This is a genomic window from Streptococcus sp. 27098_8_73 (assembly GCF_041432495.1).
In the GTDB taxonomy this organism is placed as follows: Bacteria; Bacillota; Bacilli; order Lactobacillales; family Streptococcaceae; genus Streptococcus.
The window spans coordinates 1-25,023 of record NZ_JAPVZT010000012.1 but is presented as its reverse complement, the minus strand read 5'-3'; the positions used below and the strand labels follow the sequence as shown (position 1 = coordinate 25,023).

The 25,023-nt window shown below is 34.8% G+C and carries 19 protein-coding genes; 13 read left to right on the top strand and 6 right to left on the bottom strand.

The features are described from left to right. Positions 1 to 85: 85 nt before the first annotated feature. A complete protein-coding gene (locus O3651_RS08415) occupies positions 86 to 982 on the bottom strand; it encodes a tyrosine-type recombinase/integrase (protein ID WP_084972555.1) in 897 nt (298 codons plus the stop codon). Positions 983 to 1,072: 90 nt separating this feature from the next. On the opposite strand from O3651_RS08415, the gene O3651_RS08410 reads away from it, so the two are divergent. Further along, positions 1,073 to 2,314, top strand: coding sequence for an aminotransferase class I/II-fold pyridoxal phosphate-dependent enzyme (locus O3651_RS08410; protein ID WP_084972554.1), 1,242 nt, complete (start codon positions 1,073 to 1,075; stop codon positions 2,312 to 2,314). On the opposite strand, the gene O3651_RS08405 is transcribed toward O3651_RS08410, so the two are convergent. Beyond that, a complete protein-coding gene (locus tag O3651_RS08405) occupies positions 2,298 to 4,577 on the bottom strand; it encodes a tetratricopeptide repeat protein (protein ID WP_084972553.1) in 2,280 nt (759 codons plus the stop codon). The genes O3651_RS08410 and O3651_RS08405 overlap by 17 nt on opposite strands. A gap of 664 nt (positions 4,578 to 5,241) precedes the next feature. On the opposite strand from O3651_RS08405, the gene O3651_RS08400 reads away from it, so the two are divergent. Then, the gene (locus O3651_RS08400; protein ID WP_084972552.1) at positions 5,242 to 7,329 is read left to right on the top strand and encodes an ATP-dependent endonuclease; all 2,088 of its coding nucleotides are present in this window, start codon (positions 5,242 to 5,244) and stop codon (positions 7,327 to 7,329) included. Continuing rightward, positions 7,316 to 9,133, top strand: a complete 1,818-nt coding sequence (locus O3651_RS08395; RefSeq protein ID WP_084972551.1) for a UvrD-helicase domain-containing protein — start codon at positions 7,316 to 7,318, stop codon at positions 9,131 to 9,133. The genes O3651_RS08400 and O3651_RS08395 overlap by 14 nt, the downstream gene beginning before the upstream one ends. An 84-nt stretch (positions 9,134 to 9,217) precedes the next feature. On the opposite strand, the gene O3651_RS08390 is transcribed toward O3651_RS08395, so the two are convergent. After that, positions 9,218 to 10,384, bottom strand: a complete 1,167-nt coding sequence (locus tag O3651_RS08390) for an ATP-binding protein (RefSeq protein ID WP_084972550.1) — start codon at positions 10,382 to 10,384, stop codon at positions 9,218 to 9,220. Between the two features lie 361 nt (positions 10,385 to 10,745). On the opposite strand from O3651_RS08390, the gene O3651_RS08385 reads away from it, so the two are divergent. From O3651_RS08385 to O3651_RS08375, 3 genes are read left to right on the top strand one after another with little or no spacing between them, the layout of a single operon-like run. Then, entirely contained in the window at positions 10,746 to 11,105 is a 360-nt protein-coding gene (locus tag O3651_RS08385; RefSeq protein ID WP_084972549.1) for an SAG1252 family conjugative relaxosome accessory protein, read from the top strand. Positions 11,106 to 11,114: 9 nt separating this feature from the next. Beyond that, a complete protein-coding gene (locus tag O3651_RS08380) occupies positions 11,115 to 11,480 on the top strand; it encodes a MobC family plasmid mobilization relaxosome protein (RefSeq protein ID WP_084972548.1) in 366 nt (121 codons plus the stop codon). Then, the gene (locus O3651_RS08375) at positions 11,467 to 13,335 is read left to right on the top strand and encodes an SAG1250 family conjugative relaxase (protein ID WP_371610176.1); all 1,869 of its coding nucleotides are present in this window, start codon (positions 11,467 to 11,469) and stop codon (positions 13,333 to 13,335) included. Before O3651_RS08380 ends, O3651_RS08375 begins: the two co-directional genes overlap by 14 nt. A gap of 46 nt (positions 13,336 to 13,381) precedes the next feature. Here O3651_RS08375 and O3651_RS08370 read toward each other — a convergent pair whose 3' ends face one another. Next, the gene (locus tag O3651_RS08370) at positions 13,382 to 13,693 is read right to left on the bottom strand and encodes an ATP-binding protein (protein ID WP_257367071.1); all 312 of its coding nucleotides are present in this window, start codon (positions 13,691 to 13,693) and stop codon (positions 13,382 to 13,384) included. Positions 13,694 to 14,429: 736 nt separating this feature from the next. On the opposite strand from O3651_RS08370, the gene O3651_RS08365 reads away from it, so the two are divergent. From O3651_RS08365 to O3651_RS08345, 5 genes are all read left to right on the top strand, one after another. Beyond that, the gene (locus O3651_RS08365) at positions 14,430 to 14,651 is read left to right on the top strand and encodes a helix-turn-helix domain-containing protein (RefSeq protein ID WP_084972546.1); all 222 of its coding nucleotides are present in this window, start codon (positions 14,430 to 14,432) and stop codon (positions 14,649 to 14,651) included. Positions 14,652 to 14,955: 304 nt separating this feature from the next. Next, positions 14,956 to 15,225, top strand: a complete 270-nt coding sequence (locus O3651_RS08360; RefSeq protein WP_000450956.1) for a DUF3173 family protein — start codon at positions 14,956 to 14,958, stop codon at positions 15,223 to 15,225. Next, positions 15,197 to 16,384: a site-specific integrase gene (locus O3651_RS08355; protein ID WP_084972545.1), complete on the top strand. Its 1,188-nt coding sequence runs from the start codon at positions 15,197 to 15,199 to the stop codon at positions 16,382 to 16,384. The genes O3651_RS08360 and O3651_RS08355 overlap by 29 nt, the downstream gene beginning before the upstream one ends. Positions 16,385 to 16,701: 317 nt before the next feature. Continuing rightward, positions 16,702 to 18,438: an ABC transporter ATP-binding protein gene (locus O3651_RS08350; RefSeq protein WP_371610175.1), complete on the top strand. Its 1,737-nt coding sequence runs from the start codon at positions 16,702 to 16,704 to the stop codon at positions 18,436 to 18,438. 9 nt (positions 18,439 to 18,447) lie between these two features. Beyond that, positions 18,448 to 20,220, top strand: a complete 1,773-nt coding sequence (locus O3651_RS08345; protein ID WP_268731869.1) for an ABC transporter ATP-binding protein — start codon at positions 18,448 to 18,450, stop codon at positions 20,218 to 20,220. Between the two features lie 89 nt (positions 20,221 to 20,309). Here the strand turns inward: O3651_RS08345 and O3651_RS08340 are convergent, their stop codons facing one another. Continuing rightward, complete coding sequence (locus O3651_RS08340; protein ID WP_268731868.1) at positions 20,310 to 20,993, bottom strand: B3/4 domain-containing protein; 684 nt, start codon at positions 20,991 to 20,993, stop codon at positions 20,310 to 20,312. Positions 20,994 to 21,048: 55 nt separating this feature from the next. Next, positions 21,049 to 22,062 carry a YdcF family protein gene (locus O3651_RS08335; protein ID WP_268731867.1) on the bottom strand — a complete coding sequence of 338 codons (1,014 nt, stop codon included), beginning with the start codon at positions 22,060 to 22,062 and terminating at the stop codon, positions 21,049 to 21,051. A 230-nt stretch (positions 22,063 to 22,292) separates the two neighbouring features. On the opposite strand from O3651_RS08335, the gene brnQ reads away from it, so the two are divergent. Both brnQ and O3651_RS08325 read left to right on the top strand, forming a co-directional pair. Continuing rightward, entirely contained in the window at positions 22,293 to 23,624 is a 1,332-nt protein-coding gene (gene brnQ / locus O3651_RS08330) for a branched-chain amino acid transport system II carrier protein (RefSeq protein WP_371610174.1), read from the top strand. A gap of 235 nt (positions 23,625 to 23,859) precedes the next feature. Then, positions 23,860 to 25,023: SSURE domain-containing protein (locus O3651_RS08325; protein ID WP_371610173.1), on the top strand; the 1,164-nt coding region annotated here is incomplete at its 3' end.

Genomic DNA, 25,023 nt, shown 5'->3' with positions numbered 1-25,023 from the left:
ATTTGAATAAAGTCTTAACTAAAGTAGAACTACAAAAATTAATTTAAGATGAAGTGAACTGAACTGTAGACTTTGGAAATGTCTCTTACTCGATTTCAGAATGAATTACTGATATGGGATTAAAAGAACTAAGTATTTCTTTTTGTTTTGAATGAGATACGTGAGTATAGATTTGTGTGATTGATATAGAACTGTGTCCAAGAATTTGTTGAATATATCGAATATCTACATCACTATCTAGAAGCATTGTCGCAAAGCTATGTCTAAACATATGCGGTGTAATAGTTCTAGAAAAGTTATTTTGTTCAACGATTCTCTTTATAACTAAACGTACACTTTGCTCTGACAATGGTTTAAGTGAATGTTTCCCTGGAAACAAGAAATCATTTGATTCATTTTTTGTTTTATTTATATATGTTTCTAATAAATTTAATGTTTTTTGATCTCCTAAAAATAAGATACGTTCTTTATTACCCTTTCCTATAATATGGAGTGTCTTATTGGAAAGATTAATGTCTTTGAGATGAATGTGGCAAAGTTCAGAAATTCTGATGCCTGTTGAAAGTAAAAGTGAAATAATCAGTAGATTTCTTTCAGCGTGTTGTTTTTGATAATCAGTTTTAGATAGAATTACTTTCTGTTCTAAATATATGAAAATGCTTTTCAGAATGCCATACGGAATCGTTTTAGGCAATACTTTTTCAGTTCTAAATTGAAAGCGCAATTGATTGAAGGGATTCTCTTCAATTATGTTCTGGTATTTTAGATAGTTATAAAACACCTTCATACAAGCAATTTTTCTTCTTAATGTATTCGTTTTTATGTTAGATTGTGTCAACTGTTCTATATAGGATTCGACATTATCATAGTCTGAGTTATAAAATTGCATAAGATCATTCTTATAAGCGCGAATCGTGTGTGAACTCAAACGCTTATGAGTTTTGCAATAATCTAAGTAAGTAGAAATAAGTTTATAATCCATAAAAATCTCCTTTATCAATAATCATGCTATTATAAACCTATTTGAGTGCTTTGTATAGTGATAATAAATTGTTATCGGTAGGAGAAGTCAGTGTATAAAATTAATAAATTTGAAGGTGAAATCTATCAGAAGTTAAATAAAATTCTTGATTCATATAACCAAGAACAGAATAGCCTAATAAATCTTGCTGCATGTATTAGCTATCCATTCACCGAAGTATTAGAAATTCAAAGTTTCCCTCTCGCTACTCTGCCCACAGAGGGAGCTGTTGAAAAACGCTTTTTTCCTCATTGTACTTCATTGGATAATATTGAAATATATTCAGAGGAATTGTGTCTTCAACTTTTTGATTTAAATCCTGGTGATTATAGAGTTAATATGCAACCACATTCAGGAACTCAGGCTAACCAAATAGTCTATAATTGTGTTTTAGAAAGTGACGATTATATTTTATCGTTATCTCCAAAAGACGGAGGACATATTTCACACACTTATACAGGCAAAGGTACTGTAAAATATTATCACTTAGATCATAACTTAAATATTGATTATATCGAATTAAAGGAATTATTAGATAAATATAAACCTAAATTGATTATTATTGGTGCTTCATCGTATGGAAATGAATTTAATTATCAACAAATTTATGAAATTATAAAAGAGGTTAGCCCCAATACCCTCATTTTAGCGGATATTTGCCATAGTGTTTTATATATTATGGCAAAGCTACATAAGTCGATTTTTCCATATGTAGATTTCGTTACTTTTACAATGGATAAATGTTTACGTGGGCCTCAAGGAGGGGTACTACTGTATCGTTCTATATTTGAAGAAAAAATAACTAATTCAATTTTTCCTAGAACACAGGGAGGTCCTACACAAAATGCATTATTTGCGAAATGTATCTGTTTAATCAAATTATTATCAATAGATATTCAAGATTATGCACAACAGGTTATAAAAAATACTTTATTGTTTATAAAACAATTAAGTAAAGAGGGGGTTGATGTTGTTTATAAAAACTCAAAGACTCATATAATTTTAGTTAATCTACTGAATCTAAACTTGAGTGGTAAGGATGCAGAGAATCTACTTTTTCAACATAAAATATTAGTTAACCGAAATCAAATTCCAAATGATACACACGGACCAATGACGACTTCAGGAATAAGATTAGGAACAATCGGAATTACAAATTTATCCTATACTGATGATGATATTAAAAAATTAGCTAAACTAGTAGCTAATTTATTAAAATATAAACAATATGATTATTCCATATATTTAGATCTCATTCGTAAGTACCATGAACAAATTAATATCTCCAATTAGGAGAAAGACCTATACAGAAATTATATTTTTTGTAAGGAATCAACAGATAGTATTTAGTGAGTCCGTCTTGATAATCATCAATATAAGTTTTTTCACAAACAAAAGGAATATCATCAAACTGTTGTAAATTGTATACTATTTGAAATTTATACCAAGGATCGTCAATGAGTGGAATTTCTTCCTCAAAGTTTCTTAGTGAATTTTGAAATTCTGTAAAAGAGATTCTTTCAGAAATCAATTCAATAATTAATTTGTTTAACTTGAGCATCCTAATATCTAAGGTCAAAGCTTTAGGACATTCTTGAAGTGATTTATTTATAAATTTCAGAGATTGTTGATAATTTTTATTCATCAAAAAAATAATTGATTTATTACAATATGGTTCAAAAATTTCATTTGAATCATATTTTTTTAGTATTTTTGTGGCCTTATTTAGATTCTCTAAAGCTACATCATATTCTCCGTCCCATATATTAACAACACCTAAATTATTATATACTGTTGCAACAGGTATTTGATATTCATTACGTTGAAAATAGTCCAATGCTAGTTTGAGATTTTCGGTAGCTTCTTTAGTTGGGAAATAATGAGCAGAATTTCGTAAAATAATATAATAGAAGTCGTCTTTTTCTACAGAATTCATGCTTTCATTAAGGAGTTTAATTGCCTCTCGATCTTTACCTAAATGACCATAAGCATTTAGCTTGTAGAGTAATGTTCCAGAGCAATTTTCTAACTTTTCCAGTGATTTTAGCGCCTCCTCAAATTCATATTTTTGAATTTGAAATCTAGGATAGTATAGCTGTAAATCTTTTGAATAATTATCTTTTTGAAGACTGTTTAAAATAGCTAAACCTCCATTAAAATCAGAAATCCACTGGTACGAGTTCAATATATAATGTAAGTATTTTTCGGGTAACAATTCTATTAAATGAAGTATCTTCTTACTCAAAGATACAATGTAAAAATATGAATTTTTCCTGTATTCGATTTCAAGTAACTGTTTGATATATTCTACATTTTGCCGCAACTCTTCAATATTACATATATTTATTAAGCAGTGAATTAAATAGGCTAACTCTCCACCAACTCCTATAGATAGGATAGTTTGCTCTAAATATATTTTTAGATTGTTGGTTACTAATTGAAGATCAGAAGCATTTGTGTGATTTAAAATACCATTTACAATTGATTCGTGTGAAATTTTGATTTTATCATTTGTATCTCCATTAATATATACAAAACCTGCATCAATAAGGGATTTTAGAGAATCAGCTACTTCAGTATTTTCGTCTAATATAGATTTAATGTAGTTAAAAACTATATCTTTTCTCATACCAGCAGGAAAAATCGATGATATGATAAGTATATTTTTTTGAATATCTGGAAGTTTGTCATATATATCAGAAATATTAAATAATTCTGAATTTGGATTATCAATAAGTCTGTTAATAATTAATTCAATATCTTTATAATTACCTTGTGTTATCTGCCAGATTTGATTCAATTTGATATTATCAAGTAAAGCAATTTTATTTCTTATTAGTAATTTACACTCATCCTCAGTAAGATACGATAAATTTAATACAGTAGGAGTATAATTGTCCAATGTATCTAGTTTATCAATCGATTTTAACTTATCATTTGTTCGGTTTATAATAGTTAAAGAGATTCCGCTTTGAAGTGTATTAAAGTCATCTTCAAATTTTATTTTTATATCTTCAGATAAAAATTGATAATTATCAATAATAATATTAAGACGGATTTTTTTTGAAGTATGACTGAAATATCTTAAATATAAATCATTTTCAAATATTCCCTCCTTTATTTCAGCAATAACTTCTTCCCAAGGATAATCAATTACTTTTTTGTAAGTTGTATCGAACGCAATAAACGATCTGATTAACCTAAAACTATGTTTCAGAGTTAGATTTGTTAGTTTTTGTTTTCTTAAATAATTTGAAAACGAATATTTTTGAGGTATTGATAAGCATAGATTTCTTCTGAATTGTGTTGGGACATAGGCTCCTTTTAGTAGATTTTCAAAAAATTTATTACTTTCAAACCCATCATTTATAACATCAATGTAGAGAATAAAGACTTCTTTATCATGACTGTAAACTTGTTGACAAACCTCTTTGATTAACTCGGTTTTACCACTACCACTTAAACCATTAATAATATATAAACTATTTTTATCATTACTGGAAAATTTAAAATGCTGTTTTAATTCTTCTATTTCAGTATCGCGACCGTAATACATAAAACATCTCCTACCGATAACAATTTATTATCACTAGTATACCATAAAGTCCTCTTTAGTAGCTTGATTTGTATAATGATTCTTTTAGTTAGAATTAAATGTTATTGGTCAACTATAAAGTAAAATACTGTTTTGAAATTATATCGAATACTTTTGAGTCAATTACAAACTTACAACAACTAGAGAGTTGTGTAGTTTGAAGGAAATAAGTACAGGTTTATTAGAAAAGTAACATTTCATAGGATTATCACGAAAATTCTAATTTTAGAATTATACTTTCTATTAATTTAGAACCTATTTTTTTATTTTTAAATGTTATAATGGTGTTATCAAGTAAAAGGAGCATACTATAATTGATAACAATATAAAATTCTACGAAAGACACATGGCCTGATAAAAACAGATTTGCTCGAATTGTATAAATTTTACGCAATAGCCCTTAGCTGTTATAAAAATGGAACAAGTACCATTTCAACAGAATTTATAGACACTATTTGCCAAGGATTCATAGAAGATGAGTCTATGCTTCAAAAATAGATCAAGGTTAAGCTTCTGTCACTCTTCAATGATGCCTTTTGGGGTAATAGAGTAAGGTCGAGGAAGAGATGTTGAAGGTGGGACAGGAACGGTTGTGTGAATTAGTTTCAGGTAATGGAGATAAGAAATGAAGTTAACAAAAGTAATTATTAATAATTTTAGATCATTCGGTGAAAGTCAAATTATTGAATTAAACAATCAAACGGTACTGATTGGGAATAATAGTTCGGGAAAAACAACTGTATTACAAGCATTGAGTAAGCTGTTTTCGGACAAACAAAATGATAGAATAATTAGAAAAAGTGATTTTCACCTTCCAAAAGGTTCAAGGCCCGGAGAAAATATTAGAAACCTCTTTATAGAAACTATTTTTGAGTTTGATGAACTTTATAGAACTCTCTATAGTCCATCAATTCCATCGTTTTTCGAACACTTTACAGTTTCTCAAGATGGTGCCAAACCATTTCTACGAATCAGGTTAGAATCTTCTTGGGAAGATGATGGAACAATTGAAGGAAGTATTGATACTCAAATCTATTATATTTCATCTGGTGAAGAGGAGTTTAAAGAAGAAGATAAGCATCGTGCACCAAGAAAAGATTTAGATAAAATCAGAGTTCTGTATGTGCCAGCTTCAAGGACACCTGAGAAGGAGCTGGGGAATGCTTCTGGTAGTATGTTAAGTAGACTTGTAAATAGTATAAATTGGACCGAGGATGAGACAAATGAAATTACAGATAAAATTGATGAGTTGAATAATACTTTTTTATCTGAAAATGGAGCATTAACTCAAATCAACCAAGAGATTCAGAAATCATGGGAACTATATCATGAAGATAACCGTTTTTCTCAGGCAGAGTTAACTATTAATTCTTCTGAGATGGCGGCAGCCCTCAGACAGATTGCCTTAAAATTTTCACCAACGACTACTGAAGAAGCATTTACAGTTTCAGATTTAGGAGATGGACTGAGATCTATTTTTTATTTTTCACTTGTTGATTCAATACTTGATATTGAGTTAGAGATTACAAAAGATCGTGAAGAAAATCCTGATAATCCAAGATTTAAGCTGATACCTCCAATACTAACTATCTTAGCAATAGAGGAGCCAGAAAATCATATTGCTCCACATCACATTGGTAAACTGGTGAAAAGGTTTAAACAGTTGAGTAATAATGACAACTCTCAAGTAATTTTAACGTCACATTCCCCAGCTATTGTAAAAAGAATTGAACCAGAAGAATTGAGGTATTTAAGAATTGAAAGTAATGACAGAGTTCTTCAAACCATTGTTTCTGATATAAAACTACCTCAAGATACTGATGAATCTTATAAATATATTAAAGGAGCAATTCAAGCATATCCTGAACTATATTTTGCCAAGTTAGTAGTTCTAGGTGAAGGTGATAGTGAGGAACTGCTATTACCAAAGTTTTTTGATTTACTTGGGAATGAGATAGATAGCTCTCAGATTTCAATTGTGCCTTTAGGAGGAAGACATGTTAACTATTTTTGGAAATTATTAAATTCTCTAAAAATACCTCATATTACTTTACTAGACTTTGATAATGAAAGATACGGAGGTGGTTGGGGAAGAGTAAAATATGTTATCCAACAGTTACTAGAAATAGGTATTGAGCGTAGTGATTTAGTGAAATTGAAAGATGGTAGAATATTGAAAGATGAAGACATTGCTAGAATTAGTTCTTGGCAGATATGTGATATCTTCTCACAACCATTGTTATCTTGGATAAATCATTTAGAAAAATTCAATATATTCTTTTCTGCACCTCTTGATATTGATTTCTTGATGTTACAACATTATAAGGAACATTATCTGGGTACATTATCTTTGAAAGAAGGACCAGTCGTTTCATATGCTGATTCAGATGGAAATAGTAAAAAAGTAAAATTAACTGATTTGGATTGTATTGATAAATTGCAGTTAGAAGGTCTCGAAAAACGTATAGAAGAAGCAAAGATAGCTACTTTAAAGGATAAGAGTGGACCAGGGGATAGTTTTACTAGAGAAGAGAAAGAATTAATGATTTGGTATCAATATTTCTTTTTAGGTAGAGGAAAGCCAACAACTCATATGCAATTTTTATCATCTATTAGTGATGATGAATTAACAAGAAATCTACCCTCTGTATTTGAAAAAATGGTTAAACGTGCTGAAGAATTACTTGGAGATATTGAACATGGTAAAGAGTGAGGAGTGGTTTCCTAAAGGAGATATCATTTTAGAAGAGGCTGCATTAGGAGCCGTCAAAGATGTGACTAACTGTTTAGTCATTGCTGGACCAGGCGCGGGGAAAACTGAATTACTAGCTCAAAAGTTAGACTATCTATTCTCTACAAATAAATGCGTTTCTCCGAAAAAAATTCTAGCATTAAGTTTCAAAACGGATGCTGCATCAAATTTGAAAGAAAGAGTTAAGAAACATTATGGTGATGAATATGCTTCTCGTTTTACCTCTTTAACCTATTCGGCTTTTGAAAAGAGAATTTTAGACCAATTTAGAGATGTTCTACCTGAGGCTATACGACCATCAAAAGATTATTTGATTGAAGATTGGGATACTATAAAAGAAATACTCTCTATAAATGGAATTAATGGATGGAGAATGTCGGATATAAGAAATTTTGTCGAAAATATTATACTTAATGACGGGAATACTCACAAATTAAAAAAGGATTTACTAAAAGGAACACAAGATAATAAGCCGGTACTCTTGTATAGGCAAATAACAAAGTTGAGTACTCAAATAATAGCTAATAACGAATACATCCGTAAAGCACTTCAAATGACATACGATTTTGTATTTCTAGATGAATTTCAGGATACTACACATGCCCAGTATAATTTATTAAAAACTTGTTTTTTAGGTTCGTCTTGTAAATTAACAGCAGTTGGAGATAATAAGCAAGCCATTATGAGATGGGCAGGTGCAAAGCCTGATATTTTTCCAGACTATATTCGAGACTTTAAGTCAAATGAATATCAATTGTTGATGAATCACCGCTCTGTACCTAAACTTGTAGAATTTCAAAAAGAGGTTCATCAGATATTAAATAGTAATCACAGTTCTATTCAGACAAATAATTATCCAGAATTTCAAGAGGGTGAAATAACATTATTTGAATTTGAAAATGAAAGTTTAGAAGCTGAGTTAATTGCAAATGATATAGAATCAAAAATTCAAGGAGGTATACGACCATCAAAAATTTGTATTCTAGCAAAACAGAAGGTTGATGATTATAGTTCAAAATTGATAACTACATTAAACAGTAAAGGGATTAAAGCAAGAATTGAAAATGAATATCAAGAGCTTTTAAAAGACCCTACTTGTAACCTATTATTAGATTTAATATCATGCAGTCAAGGAAAACGAGATCCTTTAATTTGGGAAAATATTAGTAATTTTTATGGAAATATCAATGGAATAGATGAATTTACTGGTGAATTAATTTTGGCAAAATCCTACAAGGAGATTGATAATATAATTAGTGATATTACTTCCCTAATTTCAAATTTTATTCCTAATGAAGATAGCATGCTAAATTTAATTGAGTGTATTATTGAAAAAATAGGTGATATAAGAATTATTTCCACTTTTTCAATATACAATGGAAAAAGTGATCTAGATATTATTGTCAAGAAATTTTCAAAGTTATTATACAAAGAATATTCTCAAACACAAGATGACTGGATAAATATAGTATCTAACTTCAAGGGTGAAAACTCAATTTCAATTATGACTATCCATAAAAGTAAAGGGTTAGAATACGAGGCAGTCTATTTTCTAGGGTTAGAGGACTCTGCATTCTGGAATTTTAATAATCAACCAGAAGAAGATAAAAGTACATTCTTCGTCGCACTTTCAAGAGCAAAAAGTTACCTAATATTCACATACTGTAAATTGAGAAATAATTGGCCACAAAATACTAGAAATATTAATGAGATATATTCATTACTAACTCAATCTAGTTTAGTCGATGTTATTAATAATGATTAAGGTATAGCAATTAGCTTTTTAGATAAACTAATTGCTATACCTTGTTTTGTCTTTTTAAGTAGTTAAAACTGTTACAGTAGGTTATCAAGATATATTTTTTTGAAAACTTTTCAATAACTTAACTAAGTTCAATTCAGTTAAATTTATCTTATTTTCTTGGATATTATAATCAGGATTTTTTTGTCTCGCTTTTTTATAGTAATAATCGAAATCTTTTTCTGAGACTTCAAGTTGTTCTATTATCTTTTCTGGTGTGAATTTACTTTTTATTAAGCTGTGAGTCTTTTTCAGTTCTATTTTTGTATCATAAATTACGATACTGTCTTTAAATCTAGTTAAAGGATATTTTTCGAGACCAGGTATTGAAGAAAATACTTTCAGCAATTGGTACTTTAAAGTATTTTTGTATAGACAATGATAATAAATATTCTCGTGAGAATCTATTTTAAAACTTTCTAAATCAGGAGAGGGGACTAGACAATTACCTTGATCCAAATATATAGCCATACATTCGTCAATTGTAAGATGACGATATCGAAGTTGTACTAATTGCCAATCAATATTAGTCTGGTATTGATTTAAACTATAAGACATAGTTTTGAAACGATTTGCATCATCGTCGGTAAGTTTAATATAAAAATCGGGATTAGGATTATAAATAAAAAATCTTCCGTCTTCATTTTCAATGAAGAACCAATTTTTATAGTCTTTTAAAACATGAAAATACTGCTCTTTGATATTTAAGTCGGTATGATTAAACTTTTGAAACAACTTATTTATTAACTCAAAAGGAGCAGAGGAGTCTTTAGGAGTATTTATAGAGCCATTTCTAGCATATATTAATCCTTTTGGTAATGCAGTATCTTTCTTAGGCTTATAATCTTTTGTTAAAAATACAGGAACCTTATCTGTATCATGAATAATTAAGATGTCAATTTCTTTGTTGTCTATAGTTTCAGTTTGTATGCTAATTTTAATTTGATTATTTGTTGATATAAAGAGTTTATGTAGTAAATCTGTTAGATCTTCTTCATTTCTTCTATTATCATCATCATTGTGTACACCGATTATATCTAAAGTGATATTATCAATTCCAAAGATGATATAACAATCTTCGTGATGTGATGTATTGACAAAATTTAAGATATCACGCACCAATTCAGTTTTTGAATGATGCCATTTTTGTTTAAAATCATGAAACTCATCTTCGGGAGTATTCAATAGTAAATGTATTTGATCTAGACTCAGCATTTTTATTTCTCCAAATATTAGTTTACAGAAATTTTATCATAGAATCAGAGAAAGTCAATCATAACTATATTAGCTGTGATACCTTTTTCAAATCTTCCCTGTTATCCTAATATCATTCATAGAAAATCAATTTTTGATTCTCTATGGGGGTTTGGGGGCGAAGTCACCAAGCTATTTTATCGTTGGCTGTCAAAACTAGAAGGTTTTGATAGGCTGACGATATGATTTTTGGGATATTGTGGACACAATATCTGAGCTCGCAAAGACCGAACAAGAAGCGAGTGAGGACTTTAGGAAGCGTACTGACAATGTGAGGTAGACTTACACTGTCAGACAAGTAGAATGTTGAAGGGATATCAGAATGGGACAAGAAATTAAGTCAATCCGAAAGCAATTTAGAATCACGAGACAAGAAGAAAAACAGATAAAAGAAATGATGAGGGAACAAAAAATGGATAGTTTCTCAGAATTTCTTCGTCAGAATTTATTGAAAAAGAATTATCAGGATAGAATTTTTGAAAGTTGGTTATCTCTTTGGAACTCTCAGAAGTTAGAACAGATTAGTCGAGATGTACATGAGGTTTTGATTATTGCAAGAGAGAATCATCAAGTGACTCAAGAACACGTCTCAATCTTATTGACTTGTGTTCAAGAATTAATTGTAGAAGTCAATCAAGCTCAGCCACTCAGTCGTGAATTCTGTGAAAAGTATACGGGCTAGGAGACTGCTATGGTTTATCGCTATCGTACCAATCTCAAAAAAGTTTTTCTAACTGATTCTGAATTACATCAATTGAATGAGCGAATTGCGAAGAGCAATTGTCAAAATTTTTCAGTCTATGCTAGAAGAGTGTTATTGAATCCGAACATGTCCTTTGTCATAATTAACACCGACACATATGATCGGTTGGTTTTTGAATTGAGAAGGATTGGAAATAATATCAATCAAATTGCGCGTGCTGTTAATCAAAGCCATCTGATTTCCCAGGAACAATTACAAGACTTGAGTAAAGGAGTTGGAGAGTTAATTAAGGAAGTGGACAAAGAATTTCAAGTGGAAGTGAAAAGACTGAAGGAGTTTCATGGTAGTCACTAAGCATTTTGCGACTCACGGTAAAAAATATCGCAGACGTTTGATTAAGTATATCCTCGATCCAGATAAAACAGATAATCTAAAATTAGTATCTGATTTTGGCATGAGTAATTACTTAGACTTTCCTATCCATGCAGAAATGGTAGAAATGTACAATGTTAACTTTACTAATAACGACAAGTTGTACGAATCCAGAAATGATCGACAAGAAAAACACCAGCAAACTATTCATGCTCATCACCTCATTCAATCATTTTCTCCTGAGGATAATTTAACACCGAAAGAAATCAATCGAATTGGTTACGAGACTATGATGGAATTGACAGGAGGTCGCTTTAAGTTTATCGTAGCAACTCATACAGACAAAGATCATATCCACAACCATATCCTAATCAATGCCATAGACAGTAATTCAGATAAAAAGTTAATATGGAATTATGCCTTGGAACGAAATCTCCGTATGATTTCAGACCGTATTTCTAAAATGGCAGGAGCGAAAATTATTGAGAAACGTTACTCGTACTGTGATTACCAAAAATATAGGCAGTCTAGTCATAAATTTGAATTGAAGCAACGCCTTTATTTTTTGATGCAGCAGTCGAAGTCCTTTAACGATTTTTTAGGAAAAGCAGAGCAATTACATGTTCAAATTGATCTTAGTCAGAAGCATAGTCGCTTCATAATAATGGATAGAGCAATGACAAAACCAATTCGAGGCCGTCAACTCAGCAAACGAGATTTATATGATGAAGACTTTTTTCGTACACATTTTGCCAAGCAAGAGATTGAAAGTCGATTAGAATTTCTGTTGCCCCTCGTTAATTCTTTAGAAGAGTTACTGACAAAAGCAAAAGAATTAAATCTAACCATTTATTTAAAACAAAAAAATGTAACCTTTATCTTGGAAGAAGATAGTCAAAAGATAAGTTTAGGTCATAAAAAAATAAGTGATAAGAAATTATATGATGTCAATTTTTTTCAAGATTATTTTAAAAATAAAGAAGTCAGCATTTCAGAAGGATTAGAGAATCTACCGGAACAATACCATGCTTTTCAAGAAGAACGAGATAAGGATAAGGTATCCACTGAAGAGATTGAAGAAGCCTTTGAGACATTTAAGGAAAAACGAGATGCCGTTCATGAATTTGAAGTGGAACTTGCAGAGCACCAAATAGAGAAGCTAGTTGATAAGGGCGTCTATATCAAGGTGTCTTTCGGTGTCAAACAGAGCGGTCTTATTTTCATTCCCAACTATCAATTAGATATTCTTGAAGAAGAGAATCAGACAAAATATAAAGTCTATATCCGTGAGACAACCTCATACTTTGTCTATAACAAAGAGCATTCGGATAAGAATCAGTATATAAAAGGACGAACCTTGATTAGACAGCTAACCAACGATAGTCGAGTAATACCATATAGAAGACCTACAGTTAAGAGTCTACAGGAAAAGATAACTGAGATTAACCTCTTCATTGAATTAACTGAAGCAGATAAGAAATACCAAGACATTAAAGACGAGTTAGTCAAAGAAATAGCAGAGATTGATATAAAACTAAATCAAATCAATGAAAAAATTGCCACCTTAAACAAGATGGCGGAAGTGCTTATCAATTTGAAGAGTGAAGAACTTAGTGGTCGAAAATTAGCGAGATATGAATTTTCAAAATTGAACTTAACAGAATCAGCATCATTAGAAAAAGTAAATCACGAAATACTCATATCGCAAGAGGAGCTAGAGCATTATCTTTATGAGTACGAGGGACTTGCTAGAAGATTGGAAGAATTTGTAAAAATGTTAAATATTACTACTAATAAGGCTAATCCAAAATTTCAAGAGAATATTTTGATTGACTAATCTCTATAATTAACATATTGGCATAAAAATATTTGAAAACTAAAGGCTAGACTGGCATACAAATAGTGACAAGAGCACCGTTCTCAAAATTACTCAAATTTACCTGTCCTCCATGAATTTTCACTATCCGCTTAACAAATGCTAAACCAATTCCGAAATGACTTCCTTGCTCTGAATTTGTTGCCTGTTTGTCTTGATAGAATAGTGACCCGTATTTCTCGAGTAAATTCTCCGAAAATGAAGAATCACTATTCCATATGGAAATGTAAAATTTATTATCTATTAATTTGTAGTCTACTCTTATTACTGGATAATTGCTTTTTGAATGGTCCATCGCATTATTGATAATATTTAGGATAGCTCGTAGGAATAAATTTAGATTAAGTGTTAAATAGATAGGGGTTGGTAGGTTGTTTGAAAATTGAGTATTAGTCTTTTTATCAGTAATTAGCTTAATCTCTTGTTCAAATAATTCAAGTAAGTAATCCGAAGATAAACTCTCCCAATAAGAGTTCGATGACAGCGTTAGCTACTTTACTGCTATTTCCGATATTAGTTATACCCTATATTGAACGTGTACTTCCTGGGGCTTTACCATACATTTATTATGAAACTATTTCTGAAAGTTTTAAAATATCAGCAATATCTGCTAGTCATATCATATTATTATTGTGGAATTTGATTTTACTACTATTAATATATTTGAAAGTCAAAAAGAGGTTGAAAAATGAATAGTCAAAAACATTCAGAAGTCACGTTCGGGGAATTTTTAAAATTATTAAAACCGTATAAAATAGCTATTGTTCCTATGATGACTTATCTATTTTTCTTTATTCTACTAATGTTAAAGAAATTCTAAAGTCTATTTGTAGAATCAAGTGTAACATAGTATTTAATCCTTTCAAGCTGTTTGAGTCAACTCAAGCAGCTTTTTCGAGTACTTATACCCATGAATTCTTCTAGGCTTTCATTAAATATTTTTGTATGCTTATGAGAAGTGCTTAATAAATTAATTTTAGTTCAAAATGTCCAATTTGGACACTTTGAATGATTTCTTAGTTTTATATATTATACTTTTCTCAGGAGAAAGCTAGATGTACAGACGTTTGAGAGATTTGAGGGAAGATCACGATTTGACCCAAAAACAAGTAGCTAAAACACTTTCGTTTACAGACTCAGCTTATGCTAAAATTGAACGAGGTGAGCATACGTTAACAGCAGATGTATTAGTAACTCTCTCAAACTTTTACGATGTCAGTACAGACTACCTATTGGGATTGACAGATTTTCCTGATAAAATTCGCTTTAGAAAATAATCTCCTCAATTTCATAGAGTGTGAAAATGAGGAGATTTTTTATTTGTTCTTTGACAATTGAATAGTCCAAAATGGTACTTTCCTCATTTGTGGAGCAGATTTGCATGGCTCGCCATGATAAGAGCGATTTTAAAACCATCAATAAAATAGAGCGATACTTTATATGCCATGATACAAATGATATACAATGATACTTCTGACCGTTCAGGCTGCCACCGTAAAAGAGCAGTAAGTGAAATTCTTATGATGACTTCATCAGTCATGCCATGGAGGTAAAATATCTAAGAAAGGAAGTAATAAAATCATGGAAACAGTAAACTATAAAGATTTAGTAGCGATTGGTTTTCCAGAGCACACATCGAGGAATATTATTAGACAAGCAAAAAAGATTGCTGTAAAAAAGTTTGAAGAAGCTAGAAAAAATGATAAGAATGCGGTACAATTAGGATGTTCACCTTTCGATAATAAAAGGTTAGGCATTGCTCCTAAAAATATTGTAGAAAATTTAATTGGTATTTCTTTTTCAGATATAGAAGGTGAGAAAAATGGTTATATCAAAGACAAAGAAATATAAAGGTGTATACAAAGATTCAAAAGGAAAAATTTATTTTCAAGTTGAATTAGGAGTTGATCCAATAACTGGGAAAAGAATTCAGAGGAAAGGAAGGAAAAATCAGCAGGGCTTACCGTTTAGTTCTTTTAAAGAAGCATACGATGAAATAGTTCGTTTAAAACATGAATTTGCGAACTCTACTATTAATAATAGTTTTCTAACTTTTAGAGAGTTTATGGAAGAGATTTATTTAAAATATTATCAACAAAAAGTTCAATTTGTAACTTATCAGACTGCTTTACCACATCATCAGTTATTTATTAAACAATTTGGTAGTAAAAAATTATCAGATATTAGTACTATTGACTGTGAAAGATTTCGCTTAGCTATTATAGACAAGTATTCTAGTAACTATGCTAAAAATATGTGGTCTAGATTTAAAGCATGTCTGGGTTATGCAGAAAGATTGGGTTATATTGATAGAGTTCCTTTTAAAGGATTAGATAATCCTAGAGGAATGCACCCTGATACAAAATTTTGGACATTTGATGAATTTAAGAAGGTAATAAACTCTTTTGATATTAGTGAGTATGAGGGACTTCATAATTACATGACGATCTGGTTATATTTTATGACTGGTTTAAGAGTAAGTGAGGGTATTGCTCTTAAATGGGAAGATATTGATTTTGAACGTAAATGGATTCATGTTCATTCGACAATTGAGAAAGATAAAAACGGTGTATGGTATGCTAAACAACAAACAAAGACAGTAGCAGGGAATCGTAAAATTGATTTAGATGATTTTACGATTATAATACTTAAAAAATGGCGAGAAGTTCAAATCAAGAATGATGATAAAGATTATGTAATATCACGTTTTGGTGAGCCCTTGTGTAAGTCTACAATCTCTAGAATAATAAAAAGGCATGCTAGGGTTACTGGTGTACCAGAAATTACGGGGAAGGGGTTAAGACATAGTCACGCATCCTACCTTATAAATGTATTGCATAAGGATACCTTATATGTTTCATATCGATTAGGACATGTTGATAAGTCAACCACGTTGAATACATATAGTCACTGGTATTATTCAGGTGATTCAACAATTTCAGAAGAGATCACAAACAGTTTAGATAATCTTGGATTATCAATTTACCTACCAAATTCCTGCCAAAGTTGAAACTTGAGGAATTAACCCACTAATACTGGGAGAAAATAGGATTTGCAAATTGTTACTCTTAAGTAATAAGGTATCCAATTTTAAAAAAGCCAAGTCTTTTGACTTGGCTTTTTTGTAATTATTTAAGTTTTAACAAATCGGAGTAAGTAATGCTTTTTTAAAATAAAATATAAACTCGAAGAAAAGATATGCTGGTAACTCTTTACGCTTTTTCATATTTCTGCTATAATATTTTTAATAAGGCGTGCATTTGCGCGCTCTTTTCTGTCTAAAAGTACTCTTCAGTGCTTTTTTATTGTTATAAAAATGGAGGGATTATGCTTTACATTTGGTCTTATTTGAAACGCTACCCCAAGTGGTTGGTACTGGATTTTGTGTCGGCCATCTTTTTTGTAGTGGTCAATCTAGGGCTGCCAACGGTTTTGGCGCGCATGATTGACGAGGGGATTAACCAAGGCAATCAGGAACGCCTGTATTTCTGGGGCTTTATCATGTTACTGGTTATTATCCTTGGGATTTTGGGGCGGATCGTCCTTTCCTACGCCGCTGGAAAATTAACGACCAGCATGGTGCGGGATATGCGGAATGATCTCTATGACAAGCTGCAGGAGTATTCCCATCATGAGTACGAGCAGATTGGCGTTTCTTCGCTAGTGACGCGGATTACCAGTGATGCCTTTGTCCTTATGCAGTTTGCGGAGCAAACGCTCAAGATGGGAGCTATCACGCCTATCATGATGCTGTCGTCTATCCTCATGATTTTCCTGACCAGTCCGTCCATGGCTTGGATTGTAGCGATTTCAGTGCCTTTTTTGGCAATCGTAGTTTGGTATGTGGCGGTCAAGACGCGTCCCCTGTCTGAAAAGCAGCAGAAGACGCTGGACAAGATTAACCAGTATGCTCGGGAAAATCTGACCGGTCTGCGGGTCATTCGAGCCTTTGCCCGTGAGGAATTTCAGGAAGAGCGCTTCGCTAATGAGAATGAAATCTATGCGGAGAATTCCAACCGTCTCTTTAAACTGACCGGTTTGACGGAGCCTCTCTTTGTGCAGATTATCATTGCTATGATTGTGGCCATTGTCTGGTTTGCCCTAAAACCACTGGGCAGCGGCGAGCTGAAAATCGGGGATTTGGTTGCCTTTATCGAGTACAGTTTTCATGCCCTTCTGTCCTTCCTGCTCCTGTCCAGTCTCTTTACCATGTATCCACGGACGGCGGTTTCTAGTGAGCGGCTGAAGGAAGTCATGGATATGCCGATTTCCATCGATCCAAATGAGAATGGGATCACGGAAACTGCGACTCAAGGCTATCTGGAATTTGACAATGTAACCTTTGCCTATCCAGGTGAGACGGAAAATCCTGTCCTGCATAATATTTCTTTTAAGGCCAAGCCGGGGGAAACGATCGCCTTTATCGGCTCAACAGGCTCTGGGAAGTCTTCCTTGGTTCAGTTGATTCCGCGTTTCTATGATGTGACCTTGGGCAAGATTTTGGTGGATGGTGTGGATGTCCGCGCCTATAATCTAAAGGCCCTCCGTCAGAAGATTGGCTTTATTCCGCAGAAAGCTCTGCTATTTACCGGGACGATCGCTGAAAATATCCGCTATGGTAAGGAAGATGCTAGCTCTGAGGAGCTCAATCAAGCAGCAGATGTGGCTCAAGCTCGCGATTTTATCGAGAGCAGAGAAGAGCGCTTCGAGACGCATTTGGCTGAAGGTGGCAGCAATCTTTCTGGTGGTCAAAAGCAACGTCTGTCCATTGCGCGTGCGGTTGTTAAGGAGCCAGATATTTATATCTTTGATGATTCCTTCTCGGCTCTGGACTACAAGACAGATGCGACTTTGCGCCGCCGACTCAAGGAAGTGACGCAGGATGCAACGGTTCTCATTGTGGCTCAGCGGGTCGGAACCATCATGGATGCGGATCAAATCATTGTCTTAGACAAGGGTGAGATCGTGGGTCGAGGCCGACATGAGGAGCTGATGGAAAATAATGCCATCTATCGCGAAATTGCCAATTCCCAGCTCAATAGCAAATCACTAACAGAAGAATAGGAGGAAGAGATGAAAGAAAATAGTTTTGTCCGTTTATGGGGCTATCTAAAAGCCTATAAAGCAGCTGTGCTTCTTGCAGTCTTCCTCAAGATTGTCAGTGTGGTCATGAGTGTCCTAGAGCCTTTTGTCCTAGGACTTGCCATCACAGAGCTGACACAAAATCTGCTGGATATGGCCAAGGGAGTACCCGGTGCAGCCATCAATAGCAGCTATGTGGCTTGGATCATGCTGCTTTACTTTATTCGTGCCCTCTTTTATGAGATTGGTGCCTATTTCTCTAACTATTTTATGACCAATGCTGTGCAGAGCACCGTTCGCGATATGCGCAATGAGCTCAGTCGTAAAATCAATCGGATTCCTGTTTCCTACTTTGACAAGCACCAGTTCGGTGATCTGATTGGGCGCTTCACCAGTGATGTGGAGACCGTCTCAAATGCACTTCAACAAAGTTTTTTGCAGGTGGTCAATGCCGTCATGACCCTTATTTTGGTCATTGGGATGGTTCTTTATCTGAATATCCAGCTGGCCTTGATTGTTATCGTCAGCATTCCTCTGACTTATTTGGGAGCTAGATTTATTCTTAAAAAATCTCAGCCTTACTTTAAGCAGCAGGCGGATGTTTTGGGCGCTATGAATGGCTTCGTTCAGGAAAATCTGTCTGGTTTTAATGTCCTCAAACTTTATGGTCGGGAAGAGACCTCGGCTGAGGATTTTCGAGCTATTACTCAAAATTTACAGGAAGTCGGCTTTAAAGCCAGCTTTATCTCAGGACTCATGATGCCTGTTCTTAATGGGATTTCAGATTTGACCTATCTTATCGTTGCTCTCTTGGGTGGTTTACAGGTTATTTCTGGTCAGCTGACCATCGGGAATATGCAAGCCTTTGTCCAGTACGTCTGGCAGGTCAATCAGCCTATTCAAAACCTCACCCAGCTGGCAGGACAGCTCCAGAGCGCTAAGTCTTCGCTGGATCGGATTTTCCAGATTTTGGATGAGCCAGATGAAGTCATGGATAATACCGTCCGGCTAGATAAGGACTTGACTGGTCAAGTCAGCTTCAAAGATGTAGACTTCCAATATGTAGCAGACAAGCCGCTGATTCGCAATTTTAATCTGGAAGTTCAGCCAGGTGAAATGGTCGCTATTGTTGGGCCGACTGGAGCTGGTAAGACGACCTTGATCAATCTTCTCATGCGTTTCTACGATGTGACCAAGGGCTCTATCAGCGTGGACGGTCACGATATTCGTCAGCTGTCCCGTCAAGACTACCGTAAGCAATTTGGTATGGTTCTGCAGGACGCTTGGCTTTATGAGGGGACTATCAAGGAGAATCTTCGCTTTGGCAACCTTGATGCTACCGATGAGGAGATTGTGGAAGCCGCCAAATCAGCCAACGTGGACCACTTTATCCGTACCTTGCCAGGTGGCTACAATATGGAAATGAATCAGGAGTCTAGCAATATTTCGCTGGGACAAAAGCAACTTCTGACGATTGCGCGGGCGCTCTTGGCCGATCCTAAGATTCTGATTTTGGACGAGGCGACATCCTCAGTGGACACTCGTTTGGAACTGTTGATTCAGAAGGCCATGAAAACTCTGATGCAGGGGCGGACGAGCTTTGTCATTGCTCACCGCTTGTCTACTATCCAAGAAGCAGACAAGATTTTGGTGCTCAAGGATGGACAAATCATTGAGCAGGGCAATCACGAGTCGCTGCTGGCCGACAAAGGATTCTATCATGACTTGTATATGAGCCAATTTTCAGATAAGAAAGAAGACTAGACATACAAAAAGAGGAAACTCAGCTGAGTTTCCTTTTTGATTTATAATGGTGGAGTTTTACTTCAAAAACTTGTCGAGTGAAAAGTTGCTTAAAGATCTTCTACTTGAATGACATGGGTTTCAAATTCGAGATTTGGCATGGCTGCTGCTAAATCCTGTTGAATGCGTTCAAGGGCTTCTAGTCGCATTTGAACGGACGTGTGGGCATTTCCTTGGATAATGAAAATGGCATTTTTGGTGCTATTATCAAATTTATAGAGGTCGCTGTCACGGACATCAAGCCAAGCAAGGATGCCTTTTTCATCTCGATAGACATAGTCGGTCGGAGCTACGTGCTTTTCCTTGGATAAGATAGGAAGGAAAATATCGTCCTTCTGACTGACAGTAAATTTAATCTCATCACCGATTTTATCAAGGTCGTGCCCGCCGATAGCTAGGAAAGAATGCAAGGATTCCACATTATAAATATCAATGATGCTGTTGATCCTTGGAATGGAGCCGCGGTGTTGGATATTGCGGATTAAAGCTGGCACTGTTGGCGGGTTCTTTTTAACACTGCGCCCTACTTTTTTCAGCAAATCACAGTAGCCTTGGATAGTTGGATGATCAGTGATTTCGGCTAGATTGCAGTTCAAGGCCCAGTTCTCTGCTTCTTTCTGTTTCTGGAGAAAAGCCTCTGATAAAGGTGCTTGAGGATCGACATTTCTAGCAATGCCAAGGACGACACTTGTGATACCAAGTTCTGCTAAACTTTTATCAATGGTAAATTTCATCTTAGACGGACCTCCATTTTTTTCTTATCATCATTATACCTTTTTCAAGGGCTTTTTACAATGAAAAATATGTGTGGAATAAGGAGAAAAGGAAGGGAAGTAGCAGAATTCCGATGATAAACGCATGCCATTTCCAGTAGATACGGATTAAGCCAGCGGTTTCTCGGATCCATGCGGAAGGAAGAAAATAGAAGGCCGTGCGAGAACCAATACTGCGGCCTTTGAGACCGACTTGTTTCATATAGATGCCAGCACGTAGCGCGTGGAAAGAATTTGTGACTAGGAGAACTCGATCTTGCTCCAATCCATGAGCCAGCATGAGCTGCTTGCTGAATATGAGATTTTCAAGCGTAGTGCGAGATTTATTTTCGAGGAAAATACTGTCAGCTGGGACTCCTTTTTCCATCAAATAACCTGCCATAGCCTCTGCTTCGGAAATCCACTCGTCGTCTCCCTGACCGCCAGAGACAATGATAACTGGTCTCCGATTAAATTTCTCATAGATGGCTATCCCTTTATCCAAGCGCTGAGCCAGCAGGGGAGGCACCTTATCTCCAAACAATCCTGCACCGAGGATAATAATAGTCTGAGGCTCTTTCTTGACTGGAAAAATATTTAAAAAGAATGCGTAGATGATATAGGAAAGATAGAGAAAGGTTCCGTAAAATAGTAGCAAATCAGCGAAGGAAATCAAAATTGCAAGAAATGACCGAGGAGCGAAAAAATGCAGTAAACCAAGTCCTACGATCGCTAGGCCGTAGAGAAGCGATAGGAGATTGGCTAGTCTGAGTCCCTCTAGCTGCAACATTTGACGACCGTTGAAAATCAAATAAGCAGTAGAAGCAAAAATACTAAAGGGGACTGCTAAAAGCAGGATATAAAAGCTAATCATAGCTGGTGTATAACCAATAAATCGCTCAAGACTAACAATCGTAAGCCCAGCTAAAACAATGCCCATCATCATAAGAGTGAAGGTCAGGAGATAAGCATTGAATAAACTTCTAGGTTCCCGATAGACTAAAAAAGTAAAGATAGCAGCAGGAATGAGCCAGATTAGATGAAGTAACATATTAAAACCTCGCAAATGAACTTATAACTAGTATAGCATAAGTCCATCTAATAAAAAAGGAATCGACAATATGATATAAATCGAAATTAAATAAAAATAATTCGTAATAAATCGTATTATGTTTAGCGATTTTCTTAGGGTTGAGAAAAGGCGATTTTTATTTCAAAATCCTTGCAATGAGTGGTGTTTATCGGTATAATGGAAAAATCTTAAAAAGACTGGAGATGACGATGATAAAAAAAGGATCCTTGACCGGTTTGCTTTTGTTTGGAATGTTTTTCGGAGCCGGTAACCTGATTTTTCCACCTCAATTGGGTTTGGAATCTGGTCAAAATTTCTGGCCAGCTATTGGAGGCTTTGTCCTATCGGGCGTCGGTATTGCTATTCTAACCTTGATTATAGGTACTTTGAATCCCAAGGGCTATATTGATGAAATTTCGAAAAAGATTGCCCCTTGGTTTGCGGTAGTTTACTTGGTAGCCCTTTATCTTGCAATTGGTCCCTTCTTTGCCATTCCTCGGACGGCGACCACTGCATTTTCTGTCGGGATTGAGCCCATGTTGCCTGCAGGTTCTCATGCCATTTGGCTTTTTGGGTTTACGCTGGTTTATTTTGCCTTTGCCTATCTGATTGCACTTAATCCATCGAAAATCCTTGATAGTATTGGTCGTTATTTAACGCCAATCTTTGCCCTATTGATTGTAGTTTTAGTTGTATTAGGCGCTGCCAAATATGGTTCCACCGCTCCTCAAGGAGCAACAGCGGAATATGCTGCTTCAGCTTTCGGAGCAGGCTTTCTTCAAGGCTACAATACTCTGGATGCCTTGGCTTCAGTTGCTTTTAGTGTGGTTGCCGTGACAACGCTCAATCAGCTCGGTTTCAAGAATAAAAAGGAATATATTTCTACTATTTGGGTCGTGGGTATTCTTGTGGCACTTGGCTTTAGCGTTCTTTATATTGGCCTTGCCTTTCTTGGAAATCACTTCCCACTTAATCTAGCGAATTTGCCGAAAGGTGCAAACGTAGGGGCCTCTGTTTTGTCTTCTGCGACTCAGGCTATCTTTGGGCCGATGGCTCAAATTTTTCTAGCGATTATGGTAACGGTGACTTGTTTTACAACAACAGCTGGACTTATCGTCTCAACTGGCGAATTTTTCCACAATACCTTCCCGAAAGTATCTTATAAAGTGTATGCGACTATTTTTACGCTAGTTGGTTTCGCTATTGCAAATCTTGGTTTGAATGCTATTATTCAGTATTCAGTTCCAGCTCTGGAAATTCTTTATCCTATTACCATTACGATTGTGATGATTGTCATGGTTAATCGCTTTTTACCACTTTCTAAACCAGGGATGCAGTTGACCATCGCAGTAGTGACGCTGATTGCTTTTGCTAGCATTTTGGGACGACAATTCAAGCTAACTGCTATTCTCAATCTGGTTAATGCTCTGCCATTTGCTCAAGCTTCTCTACCTTGGTTGCTGCCGGCTCTGGTTGGGATCTTGCTTTCCCTCCTTTTGCCAAACAAGCAAAAAACTGAAGCATTTGAATTTGAAGCATAAGAAGAAAATTCACCACAGTGTGGTGGATTTTTTTGACTCATTGTCAATTGTAGTAGGTGATTTAAGTTTAAGACTGGGAATGTTCGGTGAAGAAACTCAAGTTGTTTCTTATGAATAATAAGACAATATAAGCATTTTATAAGATAGATTTAAGAGAAATTTTAACTCTTTCTTATCCCTATTTAATCTTAGGAGATTATACTAGATTCATCAAAAAAATCTAAAGGAGAATCCTATGAAATTCAATCCAAATCAAAAGTATACTCGCTGGTCAATCCGTCGTTTAAGCGTGGGTGTGGCTTCCGTCGTAGTTGCCAGTGGTTTCTTTTTGCTAGTTGGTCAACCAAACACTGTACATGCAGATGTTCTCACTACGACTCCGATTGAAGTTCTTCAAACAGATTCATCATCACTAGAAAAGAATGAGTTGCCAGAGACAGTTTTAAAAGAAGGAGTGGATTCAACTCTTCCTGAAAATCAGTCAGCTCCAAAGGAAGTAGTTGATGAAACTAATTCTTCAGACAAGTCTAGCCTAGCTCCTAAGGAAGAAGTTGCAAAACCAAAAGAAGAAGAGGCTATGTCGGAAGTTAACGAACCAAAAGAAGAAAAGGTTATGTCGGAAGTTAACAAACCAAAAGAAGAAGAAGCTAAGCCAGTAGCAACTCATGATGCAGTTTCAAAACAAGATCGTGAAGCGACTGCTCCTCAATCAGTAACAACTCCAGAGGAAGTTAAAAAAGGCGTTGCTGAGAATACTAAAGATACAGTAGACGTTCCAGCCAGCTACCTAGAAAAAGCGAATGTTCCTGGTCCATTCTTGGCGGGTGTTAACCAAGTCATCCCGTATGAAGCTTTCGGTGGCGACGGCATGTTGACGCGCCTCTTGCTCAAATCTTCTGACAAGGCACCTTGGTCAGACAATGGCACAGCAAATAATCCAGCTCTCTTACCGCTTGAAGGCTTGGCCAAAGGTCAATACTTCTACGAAGTAGATTTGAACGGCAACACGACAGGTAAAGACGGACAAGCTCTTCTTGACCAACTTCGCACTAATGGAACATATGCTTACCAAGCGACTGTCAAGGTCTATGGTGCCAAAGATGGCAAAGCAGATTTAACCAATCTCGTAGCTACAAAAAATGTAACTGTTAACTTGAACGGCCTTGTTTCAAAAGAAGCAGTCAAAGATTCAGTCACTAAAAATATTAAAGACCATATCGACGTTCCAGCTAGCTACCTAGAAAAAGCAAATGTTCCTGGTCCATTCTTGGCGGGTGTTAACCAAGTCATCCCGTATGAAGCTTTCGGTGGAGATGGTATGTTGACGCGTCTCTTGCTCAAATATTCTGATAAGGCACCTTGGTCAGATAATGGTTCAGCTAATAATCCAGCTCTCTTG